General features: G+C 64.7%; 9 protein-coding genes and 1 pseudogene. 6 read left to right on the plus strand and 4 right to left on the minus strand.

The features are described from left to right. The first annotated feature begins 206 nt into the window (after positions 1-206). The 3 genes from ACZ5KU_RS30515 (at position 207) to ACZ5KU_RS30525 (ending at position 2,730) form a co-directional block, all read left to right on the plus strand. A complete protein-coding gene (locus ACZ5KU_RS30515; protein ID WP_416773586.1) occupies positions 207-911 on the plus strand; it encodes a methyl-accepting chemotaxis protein in 705 nt (234 codons plus the stop codon). A 7-nt stretch (positions 912-918) separates the two neighbouring features. Further along, positions 919-1,137, plus strand: coding sequence for a type II toxin-antitoxin system VapC family toxin (locus ACZ5KU_RS30520; protein ID WP_081009889.1), 219 nt, complete (start codon positions 919-921; stop codon positions 1,135-1,137). A 99-nt stretch (positions 1,138-1,236) separates the two neighbouring features. Continuing rightward, complete coding sequence (locus ACZ5KU_RS30525) at positions 1,237-2,730, plus strand: YifB family Mg chelatase-like AAA ATPase (protein WP_054063625.1); 1,494 nt, start codon at positions 1,237-1,239, stop codon at positions 2,728-2,730. Positions 2,731-2,887: 157 nt separating this feature from the next. Here ACZ5KU_RS30525 and ACZ5KU_RS30530 read toward each other — a convergent pair whose 3' ends face one another. Together ACZ5KU_RS30530 and ACZ5KU_RS30535 are read right to left on the minus strand one after the other, a co-directional pair. Next, entirely contained in the window at positions 2,888-4,864 is a 1,977-nt protein-coding gene (locus tag ACZ5KU_RS30530; RefSeq protein ID WP_054060453.1) for a methyl-accepting chemotaxis protein, read from the minus strand. Positions 4,865-5,047: 183 nt separating this feature from the next. Beyond that, the gene (locus tag ACZ5KU_RS30535) at positions 5,048-5,968 is read right to left on the minus strand and encodes a LysR substrate-binding domain-containing protein (RefSeq protein WP_054060454.1); all 921 of its coding nucleotides are present in this window, start codon (positions 5,966-5,968) and stop codon (positions 5,048-5,050) included. Between the two features lie 151 nt (positions 5,969-6,119). On the opposite strand from ACZ5KU_RS30535, the gene ACZ5KU_RS30540 reads away from it, so the two are divergent. Then, the gene (locus tag ACZ5KU_RS30540; RefSeq protein ID WP_054060455.1) at positions 6,120-7,526 is read left to right on the plus strand and encodes a NorM family multidrug efflux MATE transporter; all 1,407 of its coding nucleotides are present in this window, start codon (positions 6,120-6,122) and stop codon (positions 7,524-7,526) included. Between the two features lie 114 nt (positions 7,527-7,640). On the opposite strand, the pseudogene ACZ5KU_RS30545 reads toward ACZ5KU_RS30540, so the two are convergent. Then, positions 7,641-9,310 (minus strand): annotated as a pseudogene (locus tag ACZ5KU_RS30545) (putative bifunctional diguanylate cyclase/phosphodiesterase). A 267-nt stretch (positions 9,311-9,577) separates the two neighbouring features. On the opposite strand from ACZ5KU_RS30545, the gene rep reads away from it, so the two are divergent. Together rep and ACZ5KU_RS30555 are read left to right on the plus strand one after the other, a co-directional pair. Next, on the plus strand, positions 9,578-11,587 hold the full coding sequence (gene rep / locus ACZ5KU_RS30550; protein ID WP_026144807.1) for a DNA helicase Rep: 2,010 nt from the start codon (positions 9,578-9,580) through the stop codon (positions 11,585-11,587). A gap of 171 nt (positions 11,588-11,758) precedes the next feature. Continuing rightward, positions 11,759-12,331 carry a xanthine phosphoribosyltransferase gene (locus tag ACZ5KU_RS30555; protein ID WP_054056652.1) on the plus strand — a complete coding sequence of 191 codons (573 nt, stop codon included), beginning with the start codon at positions 11,759-11,761 and terminating at the stop codon, positions 12,329-12,331. An 11-nt stretch (positions 12,332-12,342) separates the two neighbouring features. Here the strand turns inward: ACZ5KU_RS30555 and ACZ5KU_RS30560 are convergent, their stop codons facing one another. Beyond that, a complete protein-coding gene (locus tag ACZ5KU_RS30560) occupies positions 12,343-13,014 on the minus strand; it encodes a response regulator (protein WP_054056653.1) in 672 nt (223 codons plus the stop codon). Between the last annotated feature and the right edge of the window lie 125 nt (positions 13,015-13,139).

Consider the following 13,139-nt stretch of genomic DNA (forward strand, 5'->3'; position numbering starts at 1 on the left):
TCGACGGTGTCGACGAGGCCGCCTTGCTGCTCCAGTCGATGGAGCGTATGCGTGGCAATCTGCACACGATGCTGAACCAGATTGGCGCCGCCGCCAATCAACTGGGCTCCGCCGCCGAGGAGCTGAATGCGCTGATGCGCGACAGCCATGCAGACCTGAACTCACAGAATATTGAGATCGAAATGGCGGTCACCGCCGTCACGGAAATGACCCAGGCCGTGGAAGAGGTCGCTCGAAACGCCGCCTCGACCTCCGAAGCCTCCCGCTCCTCCAACAGCGCCGCCCGCTCAGGCCAGGAGGAACTCAACGTGACGCTGGCCTCGATCACCCATCTCGTGGGCAATGTAGGTGACGCCTCCGCGCAAGCCCAGTTGCTTTCGGCTCATACGCAGGCGATCAGCAAGGTCCTGGAAGTCATTCGCGCCGTGTCCGAACAGACCAACCTGCTGGCATTGAACGCAGCGATCGAAGCGGCACGGGCAGGCGAAGCCGGCAGAGGCTTCGCCGTGGTCGCCGACGAGGTTCGCGGCCTGGCGCACCGCACGGGTGAGTCCACGCGAGAGATCGAAAGCATGATCGAGCAGGTGCATGTCGGCACGCACAACACGGTCAAGGCGCTCGAACTGAGCACCTCGCAAGCCGAGCACACTCATAGCCAGGCGACCTCCGCCAACCAGGCCCTGTCGAGCATCGTCAAATCGGTGGCGGAGATCGACGAACGCAACCTGGTGATTGCCAGCGCCTCGGAGGAACAGGCCCAGGTGGCCCGGGAAGTCGACCAGAACCTGGTGCGCATTCGCGACCTTTCCGCCCAGTCCGCCGTGCGCGCCAGCCAGACCACCGGGGCCAGCCAGACGCTGGCGCAACTGGCCGGCGAACTCAATGTCACGATAGGGCGGTTTACGCTCTGAGCAAGAGGTGAGCATCAATCCAGCCGTGCTGCGCAGAGCCCTGCTGGATGCCGGTTACCTTGAACTTCCCATTACCGCAGAGCACGGGCTTATCGTCGGCACGCTGGCGAACCACCATCGCGATCCGTTTGATCGGATCATGGTGGCTCAGGCAATTGCCGAAGGGATGAGCCTGGTGACGCATGACAGTGCGATGCATGCCTACCCGCATACGCTTATCGTGTAAAGACGAATCGTCTCGACACACAAAGCCACCCAGCTCCGCCCCTCACTCGTCTAGCCTTCCAGAACCGCAGCAAACCCGCGCCACGTTCAAGGAAGAAACATGTCCCTAGCCATCGTCCACAGCCGCGCCCAGGTCGGTGTGGAAGCCCCTGCCGTCACCGTCGAAACCCATCTCGCCAATGGCCTGCCGAGCCTGACCCTGGTCGGCCTGCCGGAAACCGCCGTGAAGGAAAGCAAGGACCGGGTGCGCAGTGCGATTCTCAATTCGGCCCTCGACTTTCCCGCCCGGCGCATCACCCTGAACCTGGCTCCGGCGGACCTGCCCAAGGACGGCGGGCGCTTCGATCTCGCCATTGCCCTGGGCATTCTCGCGGCCAGCATCCAGGTTCCGGCGCTGACACTGGACAACATGGAGTGCCTGGGCGAACTGGCGCTCTCCGGTGCCATTCGCCCGGTGCAAGGGGTGTTGCCGGCAGCGCTGGCGGCCCGTGCGGCCGGGCGTACGCTGGTGGTGCCGCTGGCCAATGCCGAGGAGGCCTCGCTGGCCAGTGGGCTGACCGTGATTGCCGTCGATCATCTGCTGCAACTGGTCGCCCACCTCAACGGCCACGCGCCAATCAAGCCGTTCGAATCCAACGGCCTGTTGCACCAGGCCAAGCCCTACCCGGACCTGAGCGAAGTCCAGGGCCAACTGGCCGCCAAGCGCGCCTTGCTGATCGCCGCCGCCGGGGCGCACAACCTGCTGTTCAGCGGCCCACCAGGTACTGGCAAGACGCTGTTGGCCAGCCGGCTGCCCGGGCTGTTGCCGCCGCTGGACGAGCATGAGGCGCTGGAGGTGGCAGCGATCCAGTCGGTCGCCAGTCATGTGCCCTTGAGCAGTTGGCCGCAGCGGCCGTTTCGCCAGCCCCACCACTCGGCGTCCGGGCCGGCGCTGGTCGGTGGTGGATCGAGACCGCGTCCTGGCGAGATCACCCTCGCCCATCATGGCGTGCTGTTTCTCGATGAACTGCCGGAGTTCGACCGCAAGGTACTGGAAGTGCTGCGCGAACCGCTGGAGTCGGGCCATATCGTGATCTCCCGCGCCCGCGACCGGGTACGTTTCCCCGCTCGATTCCAGTTGGTGGCGGCAATGAATCCGTGCCCCTGTGGATACCTTGGCGACCCGACCAACCGCTGCCGCTGTACCCCGGAGCAGATCCAGCGTTATCGCAACAAGCTGTCCGGCCCGTTGCTGGACCGTATCGACCTGCACTTGACCGTGGCCCGTGAGGCCACGGCACTGAGCCCGGTCAAGGAGCCGGGAAACACCACGGCCAAGGCGGCCGAGCGGGTGGCGCAAGCTCGCCGGCGCCAGCAGCAACGCCAAGGGTGCGCCAACGCCTTTCTCGATCTGCAGGGATTGCGCCAGCACTGCAAGTTATCCACAGCCGATGAAACGTGGCTGGAGACAGCCTGCGAACGCCTGACCCTGTCGCTGCGGGCCGCGCATCGGTTGCTGAAGGTGGCAAGGACGTTGGCGGATCTGGAGCAGGTAGAGGGAATCAGCCGTGAGCATCTGGCCGAGGCGTTGCAGTACCGGCCCAGTAGTGCCTGATATGGCCGGGATAGTGGCTGGTACTGCGGTGAGGTTGAGGGCCTATTCGCGGGCAAGCCTCGCTCCTACAGTGCCGAGTCGTATACAGGGTCCATGTACGACTCGGCACTGTAGGAGCGTGGCTTGCCCGCGAATGGATCTAAAGACCGGCGCCGCCTCACCGGAACCGATCAACCTCCTGCCGCAGTTCCGCCGCCAGCATCTCCAGCTCGCGCGCGGTCTGCGCCAGGTTGGAGACCACTTCGCGCTGTTCGCTGTTGGCCAGGGCGATGCTCTGCAGGTTGCTGCTGAGCAGGGTCGCGGTGCTGCTCTGCTCCTGGGTGGCGGTGGTGATGGCAGCGAATTGCTGGCCGGCCGAGCGGCTCTGTTCGTCGATACGCGCCAGCGCCGAGGCGACGTTGGCGTTGCGCGACAGGCCTTCCTGCATCAGCGAGTTGCCCTGCTCCATGGTCTGGATGGCATGACCGGTTTCCTGCTGGATGCTGTGGATCATGCTGGAGATCTCGTCCGTCGCCTCGCGGGTACGCCCCGCCAGGCTGCGTACCTCATCGGCGACCACGGCAAAACCGCGGCCCTGTTCGCCGGCCCGGGCGGCTTCGATGGCGGCGTTGAGCGCCAGCAGGTTGGTCTGCTCGGCGATCGAGGTGATCACGCCGACGATGCCGCCGATTTCCTGGGAACGCTGGCCCAGGGTGTTGATCACCGTCGCCGTGCTGTTCAGCGCCGCGGCGATCTGTTCCAGGGACGACGAAGCCTCTTCCATGGAACTGCGGCCGATACGGGTCTGCTGGGCATTTTCCTGGGCCAGGCGCTCGGTATTGCTCATGTTGTCGGCGATGTTCAGCGAGGTGGCGCTGAACTCTTCGACCGCGCCGGCCATGCTGGTGATTTCGCCGGACTGCTGTTCCATGCCTTCGTAGGCGCCGCTCGACAGGCCGGACAGGGCCTGGGCACGGCCGTTGACCTCCTGGGCCGCCTTGCGGATGTGCTCGACCATGGTCGACAGCGCCTGGCCCATCTGGTTGAAACTGCCGGCCAGCTGGCCAATCTCGTCCTGGCTCGACACATTGAGCCGTACGCTCAGGTCGCCAGCGCCCAGGGCCTGGGCCTGGCGCACCAGGTCACCCAACGGACGCAACTTGCTGCGCAGCAGCCAGACCGCCGCCCCCACCGCCAGCAGCATCGCCAGCAGGCTGCCGAGCACCAGGCGAATACCGACACTCCAGGTCACTGCGCTGATTTCGGCCTTGGGCATGCTCGCCACCACTGACCACGGGCCATCCGCGAAAGGCACCGCGACGCTGTAGATGTCGTCGCTCCTGTCGCTCCAGAAGCGCCCCTGGCCGGGCTGTTTCGCCAGGTCGGCGATCACCTTGGCCGCCTGCTCGGGGTCGTTCACCTCGGCTGGCGGTACCAGCCAGCGTTTCTGTTCGTCGAGCAACGCCAGGGAACCGGTGGTGCCGATGCGGAACCGCTTGAGGTTATCGAACTGCGCCTTCTGCGCATCGGTGTAGTCGAAGCCGACGAACAGCACCGCGAACACCTTGCCGCTGCTGTCGCGCACCGGGGTGTACTGGGTCATGTAGTAGCGGTCGAACAGCAGGGCCCGGCCGACATAGCCCTGCCCCGCCATCAGCTTGGCGTAGGCCGGGTGCTGGTGGTCGAGCAGGGTGCCGATGGCACGGCTGCCATCCTGCTTGGTCAGGGAGGTGCTGACGCGGATGAAGTCGTCGCCGCTGCGCACGAACAGGGTCGCAACCCCGGCGGTCATCTGCTTGAAATCGTCGACTTCGGTGAAATCGTTGTTGAGCAGCTTGTCGCGCAGGTACAGGCCCGGAGCCTGGGTGCCGGCCACGCTGACCGGCTCATCGGTGCGCGCGCTCAGGCCGTTGCTGAAGCGCTTCTCGAACAGCCCGCTGAGGCGCTGGGTGTTTTCGCGCAGGGTCCCGTGGAAGGTGTTCAACTGGTCGGCGAGCAGACGTGCTTCGCTGGCCAGGTGCTCTTCGCGGGTGTCGAGGTTGGCCGAATCCAGCGAACGCAGGGCGAATACGGTGCTGCCGCTGATCACCACTGCCAGGATGACGGAGAGCGCAAGGCCGAGTTGCGTGGCGATTCGGGCACGGGGTTGAGGCATGAACAGCTCCTGACCGAGTGGCCGGGTCATCCCTGTCCCTGGCGCTACCCGGCTTTTCTGTATGTTGAGTCGTGAGGGGCCTTTCTGAACGAAGGTTCCATGTCGCTACAGTCGGCTGCTCAAGGAGATACTTGAGCAATTTGCAGGGGTATCTGCCAGAAATCTGATTGATGGGCCGTGTGCTCAGCCCAGGCGCTCGACCTGGGGCAGTTCCATGGCGGCGACCTCGCCTTGCAGGAAGTCGCTCAGGCGGCGCAGACGCTCGCCGCCGGGGCGGGTCTTGGGCCATACCAGGTAATAGTCTTCGCCACTGGCCACTGCCGTCGGCCAGGGCAGGCTCAGGCGTCCCTGGGCCACGTCCTCGGCCACCATCAGCAGGTCGCCCATGGACACGCCGTAACCACGGGCCGCTGCAATCATCCCCAGTTCCAGGGTGTCGAACACCTGGCCGCCCTTGAGGGAAATACGCTCGGACAGCCCCATGCGCTCCAGCCAGTTGCGCCAGTCACGACGGTCCGGCGTCGGGTGCAGCAGCTCGGTGGCGGCCAGGCGCTCGACGTCCCAGGGCTGGTCGTTGAGCAGGGTCGGTGCGCCCACCGGGATCAGCCATTCGGAGAACAGGTAGCTGGACTCCCAGTCCGGCGGGAAATGCCCGGCGCCGAGCAATACCGCGCAATCGAACGGTTCCTGGTTGAAATCGACGTTGTCGACGTCCATCCAGGCGCTGGTCAATTGCACCTCGTTGCCTTTCTGCAGGTGCCGGAAGCGGCTGATGCGGGCCAGCAGCCAGCGCATGGTCAGGGTCGACGGCGCCTTCATGCGCAGGATGTCATCTTCGGCGCGCAGGGTGTCGCAGGCCCGCTCCAGCGCACCGAAACCCTCGCGAATGCCCGGCAGCAGCAACCGCGCGGCCTCCGTCAGTTGCAGGTTGCGGCCGTTGCGCTGGAACAGCCGGCAGGCGAAGTGCTCCTCCAGGGTGCGGATATGCCGGCTGACCGCGCTCTGGGTGATCGACAGTTCTTCGGCCGCCCGGGTGAACGAGCTGTAGCGCGCCGCCGCTTCAAAGGCGCGCAAGGCATAGAGAGGGGGCAGACGACGAGACATTCGTGACCTTCCGGGAACGGGATGGAACAGCACCAGGCAGGTACTCATACATGAGTTTTTATCATGCGAGCAATCGTTTTTATCCCTTTGTGCAAAGCCGTGCAAGCGCCGAGAATCAGTCCTTTAACCCTCCTGTCCCCCTTCGAGTCTGATGATCATGCAGCATCCAGCACGTACCGAGCTCCTGGCCATCCTGCGGCTGTCCGGGCCGTTGATCGCCTCGCAGCTGGCGCACATGCTGATGGTGCTGACCGACACCCTGATGATGGCCCGGCTCAGTCCCGAGGCCCTGGCCGGTGGCGGCCTGGGCGCGGCGAGCTATTCGTTCGTGTCGATCTTCTGCCTCGGGGTGATTGCCGCGGTCGGTACCCTGGTGGCCATCCGGCACGGCGCCGGCGACACGCAGGGCGTCACCCGCCTGGCCCAGGCCGGGCTCTGGCTGGCCTGGGCCATGGCGCTGGTCGCCGGCCTGCTGCTGTGGAACCTCAAGCCGCTTCTGCTGCTGTTCGGCCAGACGCCGAGCAACGTGCAGGCCGCCGGCCAGTTCCTGCTGGTACTGCCGTTCGCCCTGCCCGGCTACCTGAGTTTCATGGCCCTGCGCGGCTTCACCAGTGCGCTGGGGCGGGCCACGCCGGTGATGGTGATCAGCCTGGGCGGGACCGTGGCCAACTTTTTGCTCAACTACGCGCTGATCACCGGCATGTTCGGCCTGCCGCACCTGGGCCTGACCGGGATCGGCCTGGTCACGGCCATCGTCGCCAACTGTATGGCGCTGGCCCTGGCCTGGCATATCCGCCGGCATGCGGCGTATCGCGACTACCCGCTGCGGCGGGGCCTGTCGCGGCCGAACGGTCAGTACCTGCGCGAGCTGTGGCGGCTGGGCCTGCCCATCGGTGGCACCTATGCGGTGGAAGTCGGGCTGTTCGCCTTCGCCGCCCTGTGCATGGGCACCATGGGCAGCACGCAGTTGGCGGCGCACCAGATCGCCCTGCAGATCGTCTCGGTGGCGTTCATGATTCCCGCGGGGATTTCCTACGCCATCACCCTGCGTATCGGCCAGCACTACGGGGCCGGGCAACTGCTGGACGCACGGCGGGCGGGGCGGGTCGGGATCGCCTTTGGCGCGGCGGCCATGCTGGCCTTCGCCATGCTGTTCTGGCTGGCACCGAATCAGTTGATCGGGCTGTTCCTGGACCACAATGACCCGGCGTTCCGCCCGGTGATCGAACTGGCGGTCAGCCTGCTGGCGGTGGCCGCGTGGTTCGAGCTGTTCGATGGCACCCAGACCATCGCCATGGGCGCGATCCGCGGGCTCAAGGACGCCAAGACCACCTTCCTGGTCGGGCTTGGTTGCTACTGGCTGATTGGCGCGCCGTCGGCCTGGCTGCTGGCGTTCAACCTCGGCTGGGGACCGACCGGGGTCTGGTGGGGGCTGGCGCTGGGGCTGGCGTGCGCGGCGACCGGGCTGACCCTGGCGTTCGAATGGCGGATGAAGCGGATGCTGGGCAAAAGCGAACAGAAGGCATCGGCTCAAGCGGCCATGAACTGCGCCCCGTAAGGGGAAGACTTTAACCGCCTGTGGGCGCCGGATCGATCCGCGAACAGGCCCTCGAGACCGTCAAACGCTTCGCGGATCAATCCGACGCCTACAGCGATCGTGGTGAACGCCGGATCAGCAGACAGCCTCGATCGCCGGCCGATTGGCACAGGACGTCAGGTACTGCGCCAGTTCCTCCAGCGGCAACGGCTTGCTGATCAGGTAGCCCTGCACCTGATCGCAGCCGAAACCGTGCAGCAGGGCCAGTTGCTCCGGCGTCTCGACGCCCTCGGCCACCACTTCCAGGTTGAGGTTGTGGGCCAGGTTGATCATGGCGTGAACCAGCTTGCGGTTCTCTTCGCGCAGCTCCATGCCGCCGACGAAGCTCTTGTCCACCTTGAGCAGGGCGATCGGCAGGCTGTTGAGGTGCACGAACGAGGAGAAGCCGGTACCGAAGTCGTCCAGGGAAAAACGCACGCCCAGACGCCCGAGGGCGTCCATGGTCTGCTTGACCAGGTCGCTGCGACGCATCACCGCCGTTTCGGTCAGTTCGAACTCCAGCCATTGCGCCTCGACTCCACGCTCGACAATCAGCCGGCTCAGGGTCGACAGCAACTGGCTGTCCTGGAACTGCCGGAACGACAGGTTGACCGCCATGTGCAGCGGCCCCAGCCCGCGCCCAAGCAGGTCCTGCATATCGCGCAGGGCTCGGGAAATCACCCAGTAGCCCAGCGGCACGATCAGCCCGCTCTGCTCGGCCAGCGGCACGAATTCGCTCGGTGGCAGCAGGCCGCGCTCGCCATGGCGCCAGCGCACCAGTGCTTCGAGGCCGACGATCTGCCCGCTGCCCAGGTCCAGGCGCGGCTGGTAGTGCAGTTCCAGCTCGTCGCGGCGCAACGCCCGACGCAGTTCGCTTTCCAGGTCGGCGAGGCTGCGGGCATTGCGGTTGATGCGTTCGTTGAAGATGTTGAAGGTGCAGCCCTGGGTGCTCTTGGCCTGCTGCATGGCGATGTGCGCATGCCACATCAGCGGGTCGGCACCGGCCTTGGCACGGGCATGGGCGATGCCCAGGCTGCAGCCGATCAGCAGGCTTTCACCGTCGACCCAGTAGGGTTCGGCCATGACCTCGACGATCCGCTCGGCCATCCACTCGGCGCGTTGCGGCGCACGGCGGGTGTCGATCAGCAGGGCGAATTCGTCGCTGCCCAGGCGCGCCAGCTGGTCGCCGGCTTCCAGCTGGCTCTTGAGCCGAGCGACCACCTGCAGGATCAGCCGGTCGCCGGCCTGGTGGCCCAATGCGTCGTTGGCATGGCGGAAGTTGTCCAGGTCGAGATGCCCGAGGGCCAGGCCGCGCCCCTCGTTCTCGGCCAGGCGCGCGGTCAGCAGGGTCTGGAAGCCCTGGCGGTTGGCGATGCCGGTCAGCGGGTCCTGCTCGGCCAGGCGTTGCAGGGTGTTTTCCAGCACCCCGCGCTCATGCACATGGCGCAGGCAACGGCGCAGGGTCGCGGTATCCAGGGTATCGCGCACCAGCCAGTCGCTGACGCCCAGCGGCGCGACCTCGGGCTCCTCGTCGAGCAGCAGCACGGTCGGCAGGCTGCAGCGCCCGGGCGCCGGCTGCAATTGCGGCACGCTCAGCAGGACCGCCGCGCGCTCGTTATCGAAGAGGCCGCGGACCAACTCCCACGAAGTGGCACTGACCAGCATGGCCGTGCCCCCAACGGAGCGAGACACTCGCGCAACAACGCCGCCCAGGCCGGATCATCGGCCAGCAGCAGCAAACGCAAGGGTTCGACAGGCGTAGACAAGCTAGCTCCCTAGACTCTGCAAAAAACATTGGCGAAAAGCATTATGACTCGCCATCGAGCGATTACAATGCGAATACTTCTCAACCGCTACCTTATACCGGGTAAGGTTGAACAATAGCCTTAAATTCTTTGCGCATCCTGCGGGAAAGTAACAAAACCGGCAAATTTAGATCGCCTATTGCGTCACAATGTCGGAGAGTCGCGGCAGAATCCGTCCAGCCTGTTAAAATGCCCGCCCTTTTTTCGTAACAGACTTCTTACTCCCTCATGTCCCGACTCAATCCCCGGCAGCAAGAAGCCGTGAACTACGTCGGCGGCCCGCTTTTGGTGCTCGCCGGTGCCGGCTCCGGCAAGACCAGCGTGATCACCCGCAAGATCGCGCACCTGATCCAGAATTGCGGCATCCGGGCCCAGTACATCGTCGCCATGACCTTCACCAACAAGGCCGCGCGCGAGATGAAGGAGCGGGTCGGCACCCTGTTGCGTCCGGGCGAGGGCCGTGGCCTGACGGTTTCGACGTTCCACAACCTGGGCCTGAACATCATCCGCAAGGAGCATGTGCGGCTGGGCTACAAGCCGGGCTTCTCGATTTTCGACGAGACCGACGTCAAGGCCCTGATGACCGACATCATGCAGAAGGAATACTCGGGCGACGACGGCGTCGACGAGATCAAGAACATGATCGGCGGCTGGAAAAACGACCTGATCCTGCCGGCCCAGGCCCTGGAAAACGCACGCAACCCCAAGGAACAGACCGCCGCCATCGTCTACACCCACTACCAGCGCACGCTCAAGGCGTTCAACGCGGTGGACTTCGACGACCTGATCCTGCTGCCGGTGAAGCTGTTCGAGGACAACGCCGACATCCTGGAGAAGTGGCAGAACCGCGTGCGCTACCTGCTGGTGGACGAATACCAGGACACCAACGCCAGCCAGTACCTGCTGGTGAAGATGCTGATCGGCAAGCGCAACCAGTTCACCGTGGTCGGCGACGACGACCAGTCGATCTACGCCTGGCGCGGCGCGCGCCCGGAAAACCTGATGCTGCTCAAGGAAGACTACCCGTCCCTGAAGGTGGTCATGCTTGAGCAGAACTACCGCTCCACCAGCCGCATCCTGCGCTGCGCCAACGTACTGATCTCGAACAACCCCCACGAGTTCGAGAAACAGCTGTGGAGTGAGATGGGCCACGGCGACGAGATCCGTGTGATCCGCTGCCGCAACGAGGACGCCGAGGCCGAGCGGGTGGCCATGGAAATCCTCACCCTGCACCTGCGCACCAACCGCCCCTACAGCGACTTCGCCATCCTCTACCGGGGCAACTACCAGGCCAAGCTGATCGAGCTGAAGCTGCAGCACCACCAGGTTCCCTATCGGCTGTCGGGCGGCAACAGCTTCTTCGGTCGCCAGGAAGTGAAGGACCTGATGGCCTACTTCCGCCTGATCGTGAACCCCGACGACGACAACGCCTTCCTGCGGGTGATCAACGTGCCGCGCCGGGAAATCGGCTCGACCACCCTGGAAAAACTCGGCAACTACGCCACCGAGCGCAAGATCTCGATGTACGCCGCCACCGACGAGATCGGTCTGGGCGAGCACCTGGACAGCCGCTTCACCGAGCGCCTGTCGCGCTTCAAGCGCTTCATGGACCGGGTGCGCGAGCAGTGCGCCGGCGAAGACCCGATCTCCGCGCTGCGCAGCATGGTCATGGACATCGACTACGAGAACTGGCTGCGCACCAACAGCTCCAGCGACAAGGCCGCCGACTACCGGATGAGCAACGTCTGGTTCCTGATCGAGGCGTTGAAAAACACCCTGGAGAAGGACGAAGACGGCGAGATGACCGTCGAGGACGCCATCGGCAAGCTGGTGCTGCGCGACATGCTCGAACGCCAGCAGGAAGAGGAAGAAGGTGCCGAGGGCGTGCAGATGATGACCCTGCACGCGTCCAAGGGGCTGGAATTCCCCTACGTGTTCATCATGGGCATGGAGGAAGAGATTCTCCCCCACCGCTCCAGCATCGAGGCCGACACCATCGAGGAAGAGCGGCGTCTGGCCTACGTCGGGATCACCCGCGCGCGCCAGACCCTGGCCTTCACCTTCGCCGCCAAGCGCAAGCAATACGGCGAGGTGGTCGAGTGTGCGCCGAGTCGTTTCCTCGACGAGCTGCCGCCGGACGACCTGGCCTGGGAAGGCAACGACGACACGCCGACCGAAGTGAAGGCCGTGCGCGGCAACTCGGCGCTGGCGGATATACGGGCGATGCTAAAGCGCTAGAATTGACCCTTTTACCCCCGCCCCACCCTTCCTGTAGGAGCAGGGCTTGCCCGCGAAGCTTTTCTCCTCAAGGGCCCTTTCGCGGGCAAGCCACGCTCCTACAGGTGGATCGGGTGATGGGACAACCCCTATTATTTTCCAGCGCCAGAACGCGCTATTCGAGGACGTTACGTGGAAGCACTGCATAAGAAAATTCGTGAAGAAGGCATCGTGCTTTCCGATCAGGTCCTGAAGGTCGACGCCTTCCTCAACCACCAGATCGATCCGCAACTGATGAAGCAGATCGGCGACGAATTTGCCCGGCGGTTCGCCGACTCGGGCATCACCAAGATCGTCACCATCGAGGCCTCGGGCATCGCCCCGGCGGTGATGACCGGCCTGAACCTGGGCGTACCGGTGATCTTCGCGCGCAAGCACCAGTCCCTGACCCTGACCGAAAACCTGCTGTCGGCCACCGTGTACTCCTTCACCAAGCAGGTGGAGAACACCGTGGCGATCTCGCCGCGTCACCTGACCAGCAGCGACCGGGTTCTGGTCATCGACGACTTCCTGGCCAACGGCAAGGCGTCCCAGGCACTGATCTCGATCATCAAGCAGGCCGGCGCCACCGTGGCGGGCCTGGGTATCGTCATCGAGAAATCCTTCCAGGGCGGCCGTGCCGAACTGGACGCCCAGGGCTACCGGGTCGAGTCCCTGGCCCGGGTCAAGTCGCTGGCCGGCGGCGTCGTGACCTTCATCGAGTAGGCCACCCGGCCTCAGAAGCCCATCGCCCGCGAACCGTGCAGCGAACTGGACAACTTGAACAGTTCGCTGTCGTTCTTGATCCCCAGCTTGCGATAGGCCGACTGTTTCTGCGTGCTGATGGTATTGGCGCTGCGCGAGAACTTGGCGGCGATACCATTGACCGACATGCCGTCGAGAAAGCAGCGCAACACCTCGCGCTCCCTCGGCGACAGCACCTCGCCATGCGCGCCCGCGCAGACCGGCTCGGCCACGCTCGCCACCCGATGCACCTCGGTTTCCGAAACCGCCGCCACCTCCGCCGCCATCACCGGGTGCAGGTAGATCCTGCCGCGAGCCACCGTGCGGATCGCCGACGCCAGCCCTTCCAGACGCTCGCTCTTGCCGAAGAACCCCCAACTGCCCGCCCGTAGCGCCAGCGAGACGGTGGCCGGTGTGTAGTGGGCCGACAGCACCAGCGGCCGACATTCGGGATGACGCAGCCGCAGCGTACGGATCAGGTTGATGCCGTCGATCTCCCTGGGCCCGAGCATGAAATCGATGACCAGGATGTCGGGCTGGCGAACGGCCAGCGCCGCCAACAGTTCCCTGCTCGTGGAATAGGAACCGATCACCTGCAGATCGGGCTCTTTGGACAACCACAGGACCGTACCGACCCGAATCAGTTCGTGATCGTCCAGCAGCATGACGGTGTAGGGACCAGGGAGTGCACTTGTCATCTTTTATCGACCTCCTGAAAGAGAAACCGCAGCCAAAGCCTGAGCCATGGTGAATGCCTACAGAACTTTCAGGCTTATAGCACTCGATATCA

This window comes from Pseudomonas sp. Tof1 (assembly GCF_055390395.1).

Bases quoted from the DNA above. Each gene is read 5' to 3' on its own strand.
- ACZ5KU_RS30515 (WP_416773586.1), top strand. From the start codon at position 207: ATGACCCAGGCCGTGGAAGAGGTCGCTCGAAACGCCGCCTCGACCTCC.
- ACZ5KU_RS30525 (WP_054063625.1), top strand. From the start codon at position 1,237: ATGTCCCTAGCCATCGTCCACAGCCGCGCCCAGGTCGGTGTGGAAGCC.
- ACZ5KU_RS30530 (WP_054060453.1), bottom strand. From the start codon at position 4,864: ATGCCTCAACCCCGTGCCCGAATCGCCACGCAACTCGGCCTTGCGCTC.
- ACZ5KU_RS30535 (WP_054060454.1), bottom strand. From the start codon at position 5,968: ATGTCTCGTCGTCTGCCCCCTCTCTATGCCTTGCGCGCCTTTGAAGCG.
- ACZ5KU_RS30540 (WP_054060455.1), top strand. From the start codon at position 6,120: ATGATCATGCAGCATCCAGCACGTACCGAGCTCCTGGCCATCCTGCGG.
- rep (WP_026144807.1), top strand. From the start codon at position 9,578: ATGTCCCGACTCAATCCCCGGCAGCAAGAAGCCGTGAACTACGTCGGC.
- ACZ5KU_RS30560 (WP_054056653.1), bottom strand. From the start codon at position 13,014: ATGCTGCTGGACGATCACGAACTGATTCGGGTCGGTACGGTCCTGTGG.